Source organism: Roseburia sp. OM02-15 (assembly GCF_003481835.1).
GTDB classification, from domain to species: Bacteria; Bacillota; Clostridia; order Lachnospirales; family Lachnospiraceae; genus Eubacterium_I; species Eubacterium_I ramulus_A.
In genome coordinates, this window is record NZ_QULX01000009.1 from 113,587 (window position 1) to 131,147 (window position 17,561).

Annotated in this window: 11 protein-coding genes and 2 tRNA genes; 2 read left to right on the forward strand and 11 right to left on the reverse strand. The window is 39.4% G+C overall.

Annotated features, from left to right (window positions below):
- Window positions 1-2: 2 nt before the first annotated feature.
- The 11 genes from DXB15_RS10405 to DXB15_RS10455 form a co-directional block, all read right to left on the reverse strand.
- Window positions 3-260 (reverse strand): hypothetical protein, encoded by a 258-nt coding sequence (locus tag DXB15_RS10405; RefSeq protein WP_109216259.1) that lies wholly within the window; start codon window positions 258-260, stop codon window positions 3-5.
- A gap of 36 nt (window positions 261-296) precedes the next feature.
- A complete protein-coding gene (locus DXB15_RS10410) occupies window positions 297-1,355 on the reverse strand; it encodes an AAA family ATPase (RefSeq protein WP_109216260.1) in 1,059 nt (352 codons plus the stop codon).
- A gap of 52 nt (window positions 1,356-1,407) precedes the next feature.
- Window positions 1,408-2,364, reverse strand: coding sequence for an FHA domain-containing protein (locus DXB15_RS10415; RefSeq protein ID WP_158582249.1), 957 nt, complete (start codon window positions 2,362-2,364; stop codon window positions 1,408-1,410).
- Window positions 2,365-2,591: 227 nt separating this feature from the next.
- Window positions 2,592-9,092, reverse strand: a complete 6,501-nt coding sequence (locus DXB15_RS10420; protein ID WP_118702913.1) for a hypothetical protein — start codon at window positions 9,090-9,092, stop codon at window positions 2,592-2,594.
- A 53-nt stretch (window positions 9,093-9,145) separates the two neighbouring features.
- Complete coding sequence (locus DXB15_RS10425) at window positions 9,146-9,634, reverse strand: hypothetical protein (RefSeq protein WP_109216263.1); 489 nt, start codon at window positions 9,632-9,634, stop codon at window positions 9,146-9,148.
- The gene (locus tag DXB15_RS10430) at window positions 9,634-11,325 is read right to left on the reverse strand and encodes a serine/threonine protein kinase (RefSeq protein ID WP_118702914.1); all 1,692 of its coding nucleotides are present in this window, start codon (window positions 11,323-11,325) and stop codon (window positions 9,634-9,636) included. Before DXB15_RS10430 ends, DXB15_RS10425 begins: the two co-directional genes overlap by 1 nt.
- Window positions 11,326-11,336: 11 nt before the next feature.
- Window positions 11,337-12,107: a PP2C family protein-serine/threonine phosphatase gene (locus tag DXB15_RS10435; protein WP_118702915.1), complete on the reverse strand. Its 771-nt coding sequence runs from the start codon at window positions 12,105-12,107 to the stop codon at window positions 11,337-11,339.
- Window positions 12,108-13,067: 960 nt separating this feature from the next.
- Window positions 13,068-13,141, reverse strand: a tRNA-Met gene (locus DXB15_RS10440).
- 8 nt (window positions 13,142-13,149) lie between these two features.
- Window positions 13,150-13,222: transfer RNA gene (locus tag DXB15_RS10445), tRNA-Val, on the reverse strand.
- A gap of 247 nt (window positions 13,223-13,469) precedes the next feature.
- Window positions 13,470-14,153, reverse strand: coding sequence for a YczE/YyaS/YitT family protein (locus tag DXB15_RS10450; protein WP_243115633.1), 684 nt, complete (start codon window positions 14,151-14,153; stop codon window positions 13,470-13,472).
- Between the two features lie 125 nt (window positions 14,154-14,278).
- Entirely contained in the window at window positions 14,279-14,842 is a 564-nt protein-coding gene (locus tag DXB15_RS10455; RefSeq protein ID WP_109216753.1) for a prephenate dehydratase, read from the reverse strand.
- A 545-nt stretch (window positions 14,843-15,387) separates the two neighbouring features.
- Between DXB15_RS10455 and DXB15_RS10460 the strand changes: the two genes are divergently transcribed.
- Window positions 15,388-16,557: a pyridoxal phosphate-dependent aminotransferase gene (locus tag DXB15_RS10460; RefSeq protein WP_118702916.1), complete on the forward strand. Its 1,170-nt coding sequence runs from the start codon at window positions 15,388-15,390 to the stop codon at window positions 16,555-16,557.
- 273 nt (window positions 16,558-16,830) lie between these two features.
- Complete coding sequence (locus DXB15_RS10465; RefSeq protein ID WP_243115636.1) at window positions 16,831-17,538, forward strand: YwaF family protein; 708 nt, start codon at window positions 16,831-16,833, stop codon at window positions 17,536-17,538.
- Window positions 17,539-17,561 lie beyond the last annotated feature (23 nt).

The window sequence follows — 17,561 nt, forward strand, 5'->3', positions numbered from 1 at the left end:
CCCTAACCCCTTTTAAATATTATTTTTGTGCCATTTCTAATTCCAAATTCGGACAACTCTTTATTTCCATGCAAAAATGCAATGGGATTTTCCGCAACCAAATAGCAATTAAAAATATTATTAACATCCATTTCTAAATGAAATGCTTCATTCAATGCTATAATCAAATCATTTGCTGTAATATTTATTGGAATTTCCAGTTCAACATTTTGTCCGGTAATTTTGTTAATAAATTGTACGATTGCCTTATTACTCACCATTAATAACCGTCTCCTCTATGTTTTCATTAGTACTTTCTATATAATCAAAAATGCCGCCTTTTTTATTCCCGAATCTTCTCCCAACTCCCCAGTATCCTTTTTCTCACACTGTGGTATAGCATCCACATACTCGCTTACATTAAATTTCAAAAGAATTTCCGGACTGATCAACGCATTATCTTTTTCTTTTTCAAACTGGTTACATAAAAATATATATTTTCCACTATTAATCCCATTAATACTGGAAACCAGCGCATTTGTTGCATATACAGATTTTTTTGTCTGATCTGTAACGACAATTACTTTATCTGCTGTGTCAAACAAACGGCTTAATTCCAGATTAAAGCAACTATCGGTATCCACAACAATAAAGTCATATTCTCTGCTATCTCTTGCCATAACAGCGATTTTTTCATAAACATCATATTCGATGCCTAACGACATAAGCGCTGCTTTAAATGGTGGCAGATATGAAAACACTTCTTTTCGAATCACATGCTTTATGCTTTCATAATTACACTGTTCCAGCGTGTTTAACTGTACATATACTTCCATATCCGAAATAGGAGTTGAATCTTTCATCATATACTGAAAAAACTGCAGGTTAGAAGCATTAATATACAAAACCTTTTTATAATTCTGACTAAGACACGCACACATCCCCATTGCCACTGTCGTTTTTCCAACACCACCTGCTGCCGAAGTTACTACTACAATTTGTGGTTCGGTTCTTGCCTCCTCTGCCAGTTTCAGATCCTTTGCACTCTGTCCCAGAATTTCATTAAAAATTCCCTTGATACTGCTGTATTTGAATATTTTTGTGATATTCAGTTCTTCCGTCTGATCTTCCTCATGTTGTTCTGTCATCACAAAAATATTTTTGATATTGTGTTTCTGAAGAGACATATCATATAAATCTTCAGAGACAATTAAAATGTCTGCACTTTGTGGAGTCATAAATAATCGTTCAAAATATTCCTGATCCGTAATTATTTCCAACTGCACTTTATCAAAAAAATCTTCTATAAATTTTAATTCTATCGACTGAATATAATTTTCGTCGGTATCAGCAATCACTACTCTCGGTTTATCCATACCTACACTTACCCCATATTTTCTATCTATTTTTCAACTGTTTGTATTTCTGCTAGTCAATCATTGCCTCGAAATCACTGTTTGCCAAGCGAATCCGATCACCATTTTTCAGTAAACGCGGACTATGTGGATTTAATTTTTCGTAATTCACATACGTTCCATTTGCGCTTCGCAGATCTTCAATGAAAAATTGTCCATCCCGCTGTATAATTTTGCAGTGAATCCTGCTTATCATCTTATTAAAAGAAAGTATCCCATCCACAGCATCTGCTTTCTTGCCAATCACGTACTCACTTTTATCTACGGAAAGCATAATTTTATTTGGCACATTTAAAGATACCAGTTGCATGCTGCTCGCACTTCGTCTTGGTCCTTCCATCTTTGGCTGCATTCCAGAATATGTTTTCACATTGACAGCACCAGTATTTCCATATGGTTGAAACACCTTTCCGGTATTGGCAGTCTCATACAAATCCTGTAACGACAACAGTCCATTTGACAAACTATTTGCAAATTTTATTGTTTTATTATTGCACAGATTTTGTGTTGTACCGATCAATTTGATCAGGCTCGTCCGAAATGCATTTTCACAAGACGCATCGTCCATATAAAATCCCTGATTCACTGGCACATAGACAAGTTTCACTTTATATGTATTCGTATCCACATAAATATGCTCAAAAGTCAGATCTAACTTCTGGCAGGACAAAAAACCGTTATTTTTCACCTGAAGCATATTTGCCAGAACGTTCGTAACAATAACCATTAAACCATCTGCGTCCAGAGAAGGCAGCATCTGTGCCAAAGAACGATAATCTTCTAAGAGATAATAAAATTGTATCTGACCGTTATACGTCAGTTTCATACATTTCAAAAAACACTGATCGTCCTGACTCCGTAATACTTTATACTCTGTTGGCAAAAACAATCCATCCTCCAGCAATGTATATGCAAAATTACTTCCACATTTTTGTTCTGCCAAAATTCCTTTTTCTACTAATGCATTCACACTCATACTCCTCCTTCTCCCAAAGCTGTTTATTACAGATCACTTTATTTCAAAATCATCTCTAATAAGCAGCTTTGGCTCCTGCACGGTTTCCCGTGCAGGAACTTACTGCTCATATTTTTAGTTCAGTAAAACGGACATTCGCAATCCACTTCGCTTCTTGCTCATGAACACAGTCGCTTTGCGCCTTGTTCAAATAATCAGATACTAACCTAACACTTTCCTAATTACTCTTCTGAATTATTTCCGCCTGACTCTGAATCATCCTCTGAATCTTTCCGTCTGCGAACTAACACAAGTACAATAATACCTGCTACAATGGCTGCTACTACAGCTACTGTACCTGCAATCACTTTTGCATGATCTTTGATCCATGCCATTGCACGTACCATCGGATTTGTAGAAATTGTTACTACATCATTGAATTCATACGCACAAGCTTCTTTGAATTCTTCTGAATCTGTATCTGTCACATTACCTGCCAGATCAGTAACAACAAGTTCTACTTTCTGTTTATCTTTGCTTTCATTAACTACAAAATCGCCTTCGTAGTTATTTCTGTCAGCAGAGAAATCAGTGATCTCATCCACTACTTTTCCGTCTACCAGAACCTTGATGGATTTCAGACCCATTGTATCATAAACACTGTAGGTTGCATCTACACTCTGTGCGTTGATAATGGTATCTTCCAGTCCTGCAATACTTGTGATTTCAGGAGCAGTTCCGTCCACATGGAACAGAATCTCTTTGTCCTCATAGTTTGTTGTCTCTGGGCTGTTTCCGGTTGCATCTTTTGATGCTACGGCAATCTTGTATACACCATCTTTTGCAAAATTTTCTTTTGCGATCGTATACTGATACTGATACCATCCACTGCTTCCGATCGGTGCCTGATCATTAATTTCCGGTGTCACAGAATAATCTGTATCTGCCATCGGTTTACCATCACACAGAACTTCAATATCCAGTGAATCTGCCAGAAGTCTGTCTGCATTATACTCAGTGATTACCAGATCATCCTTGATTGCTGACGGCTGAACATACGCTCCACCATCTTGAATCAGGTCAATCAGCTGATCATTATACACATATACAGAACCAAATCGGTTTACAGTAAAGGTTGCTGTTGTTTCTGCTGAATGTCCTGCTTTGTCTGTCATAGAAACAGTCATAGTATAAATACCATCTGTTCCTGCTTCTTTTTCGAATGTATCAAAACTTCCACTTCCGCCCTGACCATCTAAAGCAACTGCACTGGCAATATATTTTTCTGTGACATCTTCATCTTTCACATCATAACGTGTTCTTGTCAGTGTTACTTTATAACTGTCAAAGTTAATATCATTGAAAGATACCGCCGGAACGACCTCATCCTTAAATGCTCTTCCGTTTGCTTCCTCACCATTTACGGTAATAACCGGTGCGGTAATTTCAGTATCCACCGTAAGCTGTTCAGAAGAATACTCTACCATCTGATTGCTGGATTTATCTCTGTAATTCATTGTGATAAAGTAATCGCCATCTTCTGTCAGGGTAAATGTTCCTATATGAACATCTGTACCCTGATCACTCCAGCTTGGAGATACGCTGTACGCAGCTCCGTCTTTGGTCACAGATACAACTACATCTTCCGGATAGAAGTTTGCTTCGTTCATTGTCACTGTTGCTGTAACAGCTCCATCGTAATAGGAAATACCATTTTCCTGATGAACCGGCGTGTTATACTCAACATTTGCTGTCGGTGCGATATTATCTACGACAAGACGTTTGGTATCTGCCAGCTCACCGGATTCGTTTTCTGAACGGTCTTTTGCTGTAAACTGAACAGTTCCGTTAAACTGTGTATCATTTGTTAACGCATTTTTCGGAATCTCAAACGTAGAAGTTGCTGTCCGTCCATCTGCAGAATAAGTAATTCCTGCTTCCTCGATGATCTGATTGATCAGCTCTGCATTTACAGCACTGACACCTGCCGCTTTGGTATATGCATATTTGAAATCATGTACACCTGCGATGTCATCATTTGCAGTAAGTGTAACTCTTACTTTTGCATTATAGAAACCATAGGAGATTCCATTTAATGCAGTGTCTAAAATACTCGGACTATATGTTACAGTCAGACCAGATGGAACTGTTTTATCAACAGTGAAATAATCCTCACTGTAATCTGTTGCCTGATTGGTTGCCAGATCTGCATATGCCACATCAAACGTATAATTTGCATCTCCCGGATAAGTAATCGTCATCGTATGAATATCACCACGATCTGTCCATCCGGATTTCTGACACAATGCATCCGCATTCAATACTTTTCCAGTCACATCTTTGGCAATAATCGTGTAATCTACTTCTTTTCCAACAAAATTGTGCTCATTGATTGTCACGGTTGCTGTCTGTGTTGCATTGAAATAAGATCTGTTATGACCTTCTGCATCCGCTAATACATTTTTTACATCCTTATTTGTATAGGATACGCTGATGATCGGAGCTTTGGTATCGATTGTCATAACGTTTGACACATATTCCTTCATGACATTTCCACTACGGTCTTCATAGGTGACACGAATCTTGTAGTCAGCATCATTGCTGTGGTTTTTCAATGCCGGAATTGTGTATGTTCCAATATGAAGATCTACTGATTCATCGGTCCATGCCGGTGTAACCTCTGTATAAGTTGCACCTGCATTTCTGGATAATTCAACTTTTACATCCTCTGCATAGAAGTTTGCTTCTGTCACTGCAAAGGTCAGATCAATGTTTTTGTTGTAATACCAGTGATTTCCCTCTTTTCTGCTTGGAGTTGTATAAGTTGCAGTCATGGTTGGAACCTTAGTATCCACAACAATCACATTTTCATTATCTACAATTGGATTTTTAATCTCTTTCTTGCATTTGTCTGTTGCCGCATAAATAAAGTTTCCTCTTAACTGATCTAACTGATCTGCGTCCCCACGCGGTAAAACAACCGTTGCTGAAAACTGTTCCGGTTTTTCCTTATCCTGAACTGCGTCTACCGTCTGTAATGTATACGCTGAATCGCCTGTATCTTTATTTACATTACTTGCATTTGCTTCTTTTGCGTAAGACCAGGTAAAGTGATCTACACCGCTGACTTCATCCTGAGCAGTAAATGTCAATGTTACTTTTTTGTTATAATAGAAATATTTTTTACCGGTAACTGCTTCCGCCACTTTATCAAATATTTTCTTTAGTGTTGTATAGTTATCAGAATAGGAAACCTTTACGTTCGTTGGTGCTTCACGATCCAGAACCACCCCTGTACAATGTTCTTTTTCCTCACCGGCCAGTGAATTCTTTGCCAGATCCTTATATTCAAATTTCAGATCATAAATTGCATCTCCGACAACATTTTCGAGTTTATCCAAAGACAGTTCTGCGACATGCTTCTTATCTATTATTTTCCAGCTGTCCTCTTGCTGCAGATACTCATTAAGAGCATCAAGCTTCTTCTGATCATCTTCCCCTTTGATATTTTTTGCAGAACCGGTTACCGAAATGTCTTTTGCACGGAAATTACGTTCATCAATATTTACAGTTACTTTCTGATTTCTTTTAGGATCTGTTTTATCTGTTACAGAAGCATCTTCCTCAAACGTAATGGTTGGTGCCGTCTTGTCGATGGTAATAACCTCTGATGTATAGACTTTTTCTTCGACATTTCCGGAATGATCGGTATCCTGTAACGTAATAACATAATCGCCTTCTTCGGAAAGTGTATATTCTGCCTGGTACCAGTCTTTGCCATCATCATCTTCTGGGGCATTTTTATTTGTAATCTTTTCCCAATTCAGCTTTGATCCCTTGAACGAATAGTCTGTCGTTTTATCCGATACATCTGTTTTTTTTATGGTGACCGTTACATCATCTGCGTAAAAGTTTGCTTCTTTTACTTTTAGTGTTACCGTTACATCATCAGAAGTATAATGATGATTAACTTTCTTCTCATTAACGTCTTCTTCTACCTTCTGGTAATGTTCCGTTGCGTTTTCAAAACTGTAGGATGCATCTAACTTTGGAGATATACTATCAACGACAACAATATTGTCCGTGTCCGTCATATAGTCAGAGGACAAATCTGCTGCATCAACTGCCTGTACCTGCAGATTACCATTTAACTGATCTTTTTTCCCAACTGGAAGCAGCAATGTTGCCTGATAAACTTTTTTATCTCTATCCGTTTTAACTTCCGCGATGTCAGTCAAAGTTCCACTGGCCTGTTCCAGATTACTATCACTGGCATCATCAGCACGTGTATAGATCCAATTCAGTGCTTTAATACCAGAAGTAGCATCCTTTGCTGTAATTGTTACTTCGACACCAGTTTTATCATAGAAATGGAAAATTTTATTTAACATTTCAAGAATAGGCGAAGTAGAAGCAGAATAGGTAATCTCGATATCTTTTGCATCTGGTCTTACACTATCAATTTTCTCAATACCAGTTTTGATTGGAGCTGTAATACCACCAGTCGTTGTACTTTTCAGATAAACAATACGTTCGCTTTCACCCTGATTATTAAATACCACGCAGCTCATTGCATTTAATGTCTTAGTTGCATCATTTTTCCATTCGCTTGCAATCTGATATCCCTCTGCCGGAACAACATATACAGCCTGCTGAAACCATCCTGCTTCATTGGCCGTTATTGTTTCTGCATCTGCACTTTCAGAGCTCTTCAGAGAAAAACTGTTCTCCGGCGTTGCTTCAAACTGAATATTAATGGAATAATCGGCATCTGCTTCCTCATAAAGTACTTTTTTTGCCCAAAGCCCAAAGCCTTTTCTAACCCATTTTGTTCCAGCAGTTTTGTGAGCAGTCACTTTTACAGTCAGAGCACCGTTATTATCCACTAATTTTTCTGCCAGATTCTCATAATTGGAAATACTAAGTTTTCCACTCGTTTTGTCAATAGAAATTCCATAGTTTTCGGAATCTTCTCCATTAACAGTCGTACTATAAGTGATTGTACCGTTGTCCTTCTCAGATTTCCATGCCTTCAAATTTGAAATAATACCATTATTTGTTCCAAACACATACTTTTTAGAACTAACAATGTTACCATTTTCTTCAAATTTCAGCAGACCATCCATCTGAACAATATCTAACTGTGTTTTTCGTGTTTTTTTAATATAATTGTTTTTTTCTGAACAAGTATCTTTAAGTTCTACTTTTACAACTACATAGATGCTATGACCACCGCCTGCTTCCTGAACCTGCAGCTGTCCTCCTTCATCGATCGTTGCAATTTCTTTCATATCTGTAGAAGCATTCCCTGTTTCTGTTCCTTCTGTATCCCCTGATTCTTCAGAGCTATCTTCTTTTTCTGCGCTCTCAATGGAATAAGTAATCTTCACGACTGATGAATCAAACTCCTGATCATCAACACCAAAAGCTTTTACAGAATAATCGTAGGTTCTATTTCGCGCTTCTTCGTATGTTACACTTTCTGGTATCTCATCTGAAATATTTTTCAGCTCAATGGATACCGGATCAATCGTTGCTATTGCATCAATTGTTTCTTCAAATTTTCCGTCATTATCTCTGTCGATTCGGATATAAACCGGATAACTTCCTGCATTTACACCTTTTGGGACCTCTCTTGACCAGCTTGATTCCTCTTTCTTTTCGGATACACTGTATTCCACCACTACATCTTTATTATTAGGATCGGTTCCTTCCACGGATTCTATCAGTCGATGGTATTTTCCATCATATGTACCCTTGTATTCATTTGCCTTTGACTTAAGCACTGCCGTATACGTCTGTTCAAAAGGTTCATAATTCTCTCTTTCCACACGTACTGTCACAGAATAAGTTCCGGCATATTGAATCTGTGGAATCGTCTCGGTTTTCTCACCGGTACCAAGCTTATAAGTAACATTATCAGTTTTTCTTCCACCGGTTACCGTTACAGCATCATATTTTGGAAGTTCCTGACCTTCCTTTGCTCCGGTATAGGTCTCATTCAAAGGTGTAATTGTATAATCCGTTATTTTACCTAACGTTATTTCTGAATCAACCTCAGTACGATAAATCTCATACTGTTCCCCACGGTCTACACTGACCGCAAGTTTGTAGTTTCCCACCTCTGAAATCTGTGGAAGTTCACTGGTTTGTCCCGCTGATACCCATTCGTCTTTCCCAGTCGTCTCATCTTTTCCATATGTGTACAGTTCATAGGTTACCTTATCCGGATGTTCACCATCTGTTACGATACCCTCCACGGTAGCTGCCGGGAATTTTTTTCCATCCGCATACGCTTCCGTTACACCTGTCACAGTCACATCCTCAATCAGCATGCAACGTAAGGACACCTCAAAATTCTGATCTGCAGATGTGATTGGCAAAGATACAATGGCCGTATCATTGCTCTCATAATGTTCTTTGGATACCTGTGCGGTAAGTTCTAAATCATTTTCCTTATAGTCATCCCCAGACAGTACTTCTGCACATCCGTCTTCGTCCGTCATTACAATTCCGGATATTGGATTTTCAACATCTGTCTGCGACTCAATCGTATAATTGACTACCGCATCAGCCAGCGCTTTTCCATTTCCATCTGTTACGGTTATGGTTACTGCATCCGGGTGTTTTTCTGTTGCTGCTGATGCCTGAAGCCAGGACATCGGCAGAATAGACACTGCAACCAGAACTGCCAGAAAAAAGGATAACAAGCGTTTGGGCTTTGTACATTTTCTGTTTCTCATCTTTTCCTCCCTTGTTTATTTTTTATTTCATATTTGTAATAAGTAAATATTACTTATGAAATACGTTCTTTTGTGTGCACCAGCATAATGTCATCCAACATCTTCATATGCACTGTTTTCTGTTGTGTCAGAATCTCCGTCTCATTTTCCAAAGACTCTGTCACATTCCCCAAAATAGCGGTTTCTTCGCTTACCAGCAGTTCCGTCTCATCTGATGATGACTCCTGTGAAGCCGCCATTGTTTCTTTTAGCAATCCCGTTTCCGGCCGGATTGCCTCTGTCACATTTTCTTTTTTCTTAAATGTTAATTCTTCCGTTAGTTTTTTATGCCTTTCGTTCTTTTTTCCTGGTTTAAAGGCCGGATTGCCTTTTTGGGAGTTTGTCTCCCGCATCTGCTGAATTGCTTTCTTCGCATTTTTTCCTGACAGATCACCAATTACCGTCGGAATTTTAAATTTTATAAACAAAATAACTGCCAGAATTAGGCAAACAACAGCTCCGGCAAATGCAATATACGATATTTTTACTAATAATTCTGCCATTACTGTTTCCTCTCTTCCGCATTTGTATAAGTTCTCTGAATTGCTTCTCTATAGTTGTCGTAATTATCAAGAATTTCCCGCTGCAACTGCTGTGACTGTTCCTTCTGTACCGTCAGTTCTGATGCTTTTTCATAAACACGATCCAATAAAGTAAGAATCTTATCCTGATCTACATTTACCTGTTCTATATTTGTTCTCTGATCATACAGTAGCATAAATACACCATTATAAAATGTTAATTTATCATACGCTCCGGAATCTTCCACCTCTGTCAACGTATCGTCGATCTGATCCAACAGCTGTTCATAATTTTCTTTTGATGCTTCCTCTACGGTCGCTGAATTCAAAATATAAGTTTTATAGAAAGAGCAGATCTGATAATAACAGTCCGAAATTTTCTTTTCTTTAAAATCAGGAGAAATATTCTCATTTTTCGCATTTAATTCAAAGAAAGAAATGGCTTTCTGTACACGATTGGAAAAACTATAGGAGCCATCGTCATCCGTATAATAGTTAAAATACATCATACCGATCTGATAATTCAGTTCCGCATACTCCTTACTGGAAGTGTCAAATTCTGCCTTATTTCGGTTGTAAATTCCCAAAAACTGATCATTTTGTTTTTTTCCAAAGGTTCCATCGTCTTCATAAGCCGTCAGCATTTTTTCATAAGCATCCAGTTTTTCCGGATAAATATCAATTGCCTTCATATAGCTGTCGATTTTTTCATCTACTGACGTTGATTCTGATACGGAAACCAGATTTTCGTAATCATTATTGTTGATCGTTTTTGCTGCCACCCTGCAGGTGATTCCTGCTGCCGCAAGAGCGACTGCCAGAGTTCCGAATATGACAAATGCCCGCAATTTCCGCTTCTGTGTCCGTTTATAGTCCTTGGTGATCAGATCCGGATGTTCCAGATCATATAACAGGTCTGAACAATTCTGATATCGGTTCTCCGCTGCCGGCTGTACACATTTGTCAATGATAATCTCAATACCTTCTGACAATTCCGGGTTCCACATCCGGACCGGTACATATTTTTCTCCGCCACGCGGGTCGATTCCGGTCAGCAAATGATGCATCGTCATTCCAAGCGCAAAAATATCGGATCTTGCATCAGTCTGGCCACTGTACTGTTCCGGAGGCGCATAACCTTTTGTTCCAAGCACGGTGGTATCTGCCAGGCTCTGTTCCTTATATTCCCGGGCAATACCAAAGTCAATGATTTTAATATTTCCCTCTGGCTTCAACATAATATTGGCCGGTTTCATATCACGGTAAATGATCGGCGGCTTCTGGGAATGCAGATAAGATAAGACATCGCATAACTGCTTTGCCCATGCAATCACCAGCTCCTCCGGCTGTGGACCGTATTCCAGAAGAATCTTATCCAGCGATTCTCCCTCGATATAATCCATGACAACAAAAATGGTCTCCCCGTTGTCAATAATATCGACAATACGTGGCAGAGACGGATGATCCAGTTTTTTCATCATATTTGCTTCCGCAAGTAGACTGTTTACAATCACCACGTCGTCTTTTCCGTTGCCTTTTTTTCTAATTTCTTTTACTGCCCACTGCTTATTCAAGTGCGTGTCCATTGCCAGATAAACAACGGACATTCCGCCCTGACCGATTTTTCTTAAAATCTCATATTTTCCGTCAATTACAGATCCTATTTCTGCCATAACTTCTTCCCCTATCTTCCATCGATTTTCACTAAAATCGCTGAGATATTATCCCTTTCCTGTCGTTGTTTTACCAGTTCGATCAAATGGTGTAACTGCGTTTTCATCGTCTTTTGATCTTTCAAAACACTTGCATGTAATGTCTGAAACATCTCTGCTTCCCCGATCTCATGTCGAAAACCATCCGAACAGAGCAAAAATACGCCGCTTTTTATATTTCCATACAGCATTTCCGGTTCCACCTGCGCAGAAGCTCCCACACATTGCAACAGCATATTTCGCCTTTTATCCACTTTTGCCTGTTCTAATGTCATCGTTCCTCTTTTTATTTCTCTGGCAATAAACGTATGATCTGTAGTCATCTGACGAATGGTCGTTTCATCCAGAAAATACAATCTGGTATCTCCTACATGTAAAGTCAGATACTTGTCTCCCACACACAAAATAGCAGTGACCGTGGTTCCAAGTTGTACACGCTGCCGCTGCCCGTAAATACCTATTTTTGTATTTAATTCCCTTATCATTAATTCCCACTTCTGTGCGATGACCGTAAAATCAAGATGCACCAGTTCTTTTGGAAGTTCCTGTTCAAACCATGTTGCAAAACTTCGGATCACAGTAGCACTTGCCAGCTCTCCTTTGTCCAGTCCTCCCATTCCATCGCAAACAACCGCAAGTAAAATTTCCCCTAACTCTGTCTCTGCATGTTTTACAAGAACACTGTCCTGATTTATGTTCTTCCTAATTCCAATATCTGTTTCTGCTACTACCGTATATCGCATACTTCCTCCCCTGAATTAATTTGTATACCATCCCCTTCAAAAAATAGGCAAATTCGGATATATAATTTCTATCTCATTGATTTTTTCTGAAGATGTAAGTTTTACATTCACCAGCAATTGGCACTCTTTTTTCTTAATCTTATATTTTGGCATTTTTTCTGTTTCCTATTTACTATAATTTTAGTTTCTACATTTTTCATAATTATACCGCACTAATCGTCATATTTCAACATTAAAAGCGAATTTGAGCGATAATTTTGCACATAAAACAAGTGAAATCTATCAAAATTTATATATATTTGTGAATATTTTGATATTTCTCCCAAAACTTTTTTGATACAGAAACACATAATTCGCAGCTTATGGAAAAAACAGAAATTCAAGTCGAACGCACGTGAGACTTGGTGCGTGATTCTGGTCAGCGCAAGCTGACATCTTCTTTTCAGAATCACTGCACTCTACACTCCGTTCCGGTCGGCGCAAAACCATTGTCTCCCAGACAATGTGCGCCCTCGCGGAGCATTTATCTCAGTCGGAGATTGAACTCCCACTGAGAAATACTTGTTACTACTCACCACTTGCAGAAGTGGGAGTCTCAACTCAGACTGAGATGAATTAAAACAGTTGAATACCAACGACTTAAAATTAATTTACGAATTAACCAAACGGTTAAATCAGAAATAACAAAAAGATTTTCAATTCGTATGATTCGTATTGATTGCAGTATAATACCACAAAATGACGAATGTCAATTATTGTTTTATGGTATATTTTTCACCTGTACAAATTGCACAATGGCTGTTTTTTAGCTGTAATGCTCTTATTTTGCGGAATCTAAAAAGAATCCATGAAAATCGTACGTTTTCAAGGATTCTTTTTTACTGTCATTTTGTGAAATTTTACAAGTAGATATTTTTACGCAACAAAAAAACCTATAAGATAATTCTTACAGGTTTCTAATAGCGAGAGGGGGATTCGAACCCTCGACACTGCGGGTATGAACCGCATGCTCTAGCCAACTGAGCTATCTCGCCATATTGAATGGGACCTACAGGGCTCGAACCTGTGACCCTCTGCTTGTAAGGCAGATGCTCTCCCAGCTGAGCTAAGATCCCATTTTGTTGACCGGTGAACTGTTCTGTTCCCTGTCGACTTCGTTAGTATACACCCATATCAATCAGAAAGTCAACAGATTTTTCTCTCTTTTTTGAAGTTCGACATTTTATTCATATTATATATACTTTTCACGCAATTCACACGGTTTCTATTTTCTTCTAACCAGACTTTTAGGATACGCATCCACCAACCATGTCAAACAGATATTTGCAATCCACTTATAATACTTGCCCAGTCACTCTAACGTTAAACTTTCTCTACGCCTGCTGTCCTGCAGAGTTTAGTTTCAAAACACCGGTTAAACAATGCCACTACTCTGCCAACACCGATCATTGCTGCAATTGTTCCAATGCCAATTCCAATCAAACGTCCACGTGCCACCAAACCAATCACAGCTGAAATTCCCACACAACTGCAGTCCAACAGATTTTTTCCAAGTCCCATTCCTTTTTTCGTCACCATTCCAAGTGTCTGAGCCAGACCATCTGCCGGGTTCGGGATCAAGTGCATATCTACGATCATCGCTGCACCGATTCCCGTACACACAATTGCCAACACAAGCATCACAATCTGTGCTCCAACATGTTCTGCTACTGGAATAATACCTCCAAACACATTCAAAAACAGGCTAAACGCTAAGGAAAATGGGATCTGCAACAGATCTTTCCAAAGTACTTTTCGCAACTGTGGTAAAAATCCCCATTTCAGTCCGACTTCAATCAACGCAAAGCAGGTGTACAGTAAAAATGTCATCAACGCAAAATTCAGATTCCAGGCATTAGCCACCGTATATGCAATGGAAACTAACGCAGACACGCCAAGTCCGGTTTTTGTATTCAACGTGATTCCTAATGCCAGAATTACGATTCCTAATCCATAACTGAGCAGACGATTTATCAGTTTTCGCCTCCCATCTACGCATTTATCCATATTTTTATCACTTCCTTATGACAATATTTTTACTATCTTTTCCATAATTATAATTTCAGATTATTTCTGAACACAGCAAATATATTTGTACCTATAATTAACAGACAAGCAGCACCTTTTCTTCTCTATGCCAATTTCAGCAGCCAGAATGTCGTGCGGTTCTCAGAACTATCCTCAATATTTTCTGCGATCATCTCCAGATTCCACAGTTTTCCTGCGCGGGCACTGCAGATCGCTGCTGTTGTCTCCGGCAGTGTTCCCTTTGCCAGCATTTCTGCTCCAATGGCCGTATCTTCGATCTCATGCTCTGCCAGATTCGGAAATTTCGCCTTACGTGTGTTGACGGTCTGGCGCAATGCCTGCGGATGGGAAGCCACCTCTTTTAAAGAAGCGGTATCTACGCCCGGCTTTTTAAACATGCAGTGATGAATCGGAAGCACGTATACACCAATTTTTTCATAGGAAATATTTTCAAAGGTATGTACAAATTCACCAACCGGACCCGCCGTGGAATTTTCCACACCAAGTACGCCGTACTGAATTTCACCTTTCTGCATTGCTTCCAGAATGTTTTTCGCACATACCAGCGGCACCAGTTCTGTCTCTGTCATGCCAGCCTCTGCCCGCAGCTCATTTGCTGCCACTTCTGAAAAACTACCCGGAATCCCCATATAACCGATTTTATCCATTTTACAATCCTCATTCTCTCATATTTTTATAGACAATTTACAAACTCTATCTTATCACTTACTGTAATATAAAACACGAAATCATCTCATATCTGTTCAAGTCGAACGCACGTGAGACTTGGTGCGTGATTCTGGTCAGCACAAGCTGACATCTTCTTTTCAGAATCACTGCACTCTACACTCCGTTCCGGTCGGCGCAAAACCATTGTCTCCCAGACAATGTGCGCCCTCGCGGAGCATTTATCTCAGTCGGAGATTGAACTCCCACTGAGAAATACTTGTTACTACTCACCACTTGCAGAAGTGGGAGTCTCAACTCAGACTGAGATAATTTTTCCATCTCATACGGACAATTATCGCTACAGTAAACACATTATTTTCGCCTATTCGATACTTATTATAGCGTTTTCTGTAAAAAAATCCAGAGAATTCTTATGTTTCCGATTGTTATTATGTCGGAATTGGAGTAAAATATAAGAAATTACGCTTTTACACATTAAAAAGCTAAACTAATATACTTTCCCGTATTTTGGAGGAATTACTTTATGGAATTTAACAGACTGATCAGCAACGTGGAACCGTCCAAATCCGTCACTTTGCTGGCAAAAACAAAAGAATTACAGAAAACTGATCCTGAGATATTAAACCTGACTGGCGGAGAACCGGATTTTCCGACTCCGAAAGCCGTCTGTGATACCGTTGTGGCAGAACTTGCCGCCGGACATACACACTACTCTGACAGCCGCGGAGACGCTGACCTTCGTGCCCGCATTGCCCGCAAACTGCAGGAAGAAAATCACGCACCGTATCAAGCAGAGAATATTCTGATCACTCCTGGGGCAAAATATGCTGTGTACCTGACCATTCGTGCCCTGATCAATCCGGGGGATGAAGCGATCTGGCTCACACCGGGGTGGGTATCCTATCCGTCCATCGTAGAAGCCAGTGGTGGCAAACCCGTTGCTGTTCATTTAAAATATGAAGAAAACTACCGCATCACAGAAGAAGCTCTGGAAGCTGCAGCATCCGATAAAACAAAACTTCTGATCATCAACTATCCGAACAACCCAACCGGACAGATTCTAACAGAAAGTGATATTCAGGCTCTCACCGCCTTTTTGCGTAACCATCCTGATGTTTATGTTTTATCTGATGAAATTTACGAAAAAATTGTTTATGACCAGAACAAAATCGTAAGTCTGGCTTCCATTCCGGAATTTTTTGAACGTGTGGTCATCGTCAACGGTTTTTCAAAATGCAGTGCCATGACCGGATGGCGTCTGGGCTATCTTGCCTGCACCCCTGCGCTTTATCAGGTAGTGTTGAAATTATTCCAGCACTCCATCAGCTGTACCAGCGGATTTTTACAGCGCGGTGCTCTGACTGCGCTTGATTGTGTGGAAGAAACCGAACAGATGCGTCAGGCATACGAAAAACGCAAAAACCTTCTGTTTGAAGAAATCCGTGAGATTCCGGGTGTGGAACTTCTGACACCTGCCGGAGCTTTTTATGCATGGGTTAAATTTGACACTGATATGGACAGTGAAACACTCTGCAATGACCTGTTGGATAAAGCAAAAATTGCCGGTGTTCCAGGTATCGCTTACGGAGAAGAAGACTGCGTCTGCATTCGTTTTTCCTTTGCTGCTTCAGAAGATGTGTTAAGAACCATGTTAGAACGTTTAAAAACTTACCAGGAAAGCCATACTAAATAAGTCAGAACAGCACTGCTAACAATACTTTTTTGACAAATCAAACGCATATCATAAAATAATAAAAAGATTACGATCCTTACTTTATACCAAATAAAAATCGTAATTTTGAAACAAAGAACCTCTTTCATAAAATACATAATAGCGTACGGGATTTACTTTATGTCTCTACCAAGTTTAGTATTTTATGAATGAAGGTTCTTTTTTATGTATACTTATTTTTTCACTTATCAGAATGCTTTGCCTGAGAATTGTGGCTTTCCGATTTTTGGCAGAATGCATTTCATCTGGCTTACCTGCATTGCCATTGTTATTTTTCTTCTATGCAGAATATACCTGCGCCTTACAAAAATAAGACAATTACAAATGTTGAATATCACTGTGCTTCTGGCTTTATGCTGCACCTTTACACAGGATGCCATTTTGACTGTCACCGGACACATGAACGCCAGAATGCTGCCTTTCCACCTTTGCGATCTGGCAGGATTTTTCTATCTGTTCTTGCAAATGCAGGCATTGCGCACCGGTCGCTGGACTTCTCTTGTTGAAATTGCACTGTGCCTTTTTATGCCCGGTGCTGTCCTTGGCATTTTATTTCCGGTGTGGAACGTGTACCCACCTTTTCATTATATGACGATCCATGGTTTTGTATATCATGCGCTGATCATTCTTTATCCATGGTTACTTTTTGTCAGTGGAAACATTCGCCCTAAAACACGTCATATCTGGCAGCCGGTACTGTTGCTTTGCGGTATCGTTCCGCCTGTTTATCTTTTTAACAAAAAATTTGACAGCAATTATATGTTTATCAACGTACCGCCTGAAAACACGCCATTAGAATTTCTTGCAGATCAGATGGGAAATCCCGGTTATTTGCTTGGATATGCTATTTTTATTTTTCTACTGATACTGACTTTATATCAAGTTTTCGGCAAACTTACACAGCTGGTGACATGCTCCCACCACTTAAATCACAGATTTTGAAGTGGGGGCTTCTTGCTCAATGG

Coding starts and splice junctions, on each gene's coding strand:
- DXB15_RS10425 (WP_109216263.1), bottom strand. CDS start 9,634: ATGGCAGAATTATTAGTAAAAATATCGTATATTGCATTTGCCGGAGCT.
- DXB15_RS10455 (WP_109216753.1), bottom strand. CDS start 14,842: ATGGATAAAATCGGTTATATGGGGATTCCGGGTAGTTTTTCAGAAGTG.
- DXB15_RS10420 (WP_118702913.1), bottom strand. CDS start 9,092: ATGAGAAACAGAAAATGTACAAAGCCCAAACGCTTGTTATCCTTTTTT.
- DXB15_RS10405 (WP_109216259.1), bottom strand. CDS start 260: ATGGTGAGTAATAAGGCAATCGTACAATTTATTAACAAAATTACCGGA.
- DXB15_RS10460 (WP_118702916.1), top strand. CDS start 15,388: ATGGAATTTAACAGACTGATCAGCAACGTGGAACCGTCCAAATCCGTC.
- DXB15_RS10450 (WP_243115633.1), bottom strand. CDS start 14,153: ATGGATAAATGCGTAGATGGGAGGCGAAAACTGATAAATCGTCTGCTC.
- DXB15_RS10430 (WP_118702914.1), bottom strand. CDS start 11,325: ATGGCAGAAATAGGATCTGTAATTGACGGAAAATATGAGATTTTAAGA.
- DXB15_RS10410 (WP_109216260.1), bottom strand. CDS start 1,355: ATGGATAAACCGAGAGTAGTGATTGCTGATACCGACGAAAATTATATT.
- DXB15_RS10435 (WP_118702915.1), bottom strand. CDS start 12,107: ATGCGATATACGGTAGTAGCAGAAACAGATATTGGAATTAGGAAGAAC.
- DXB15_RS10465 (WP_243115636.1), top strand. CDS start 16,831: ATGCATTTCATCTGGCTTACCTGCATTGCCATTGTTATTTTTCTTCTA.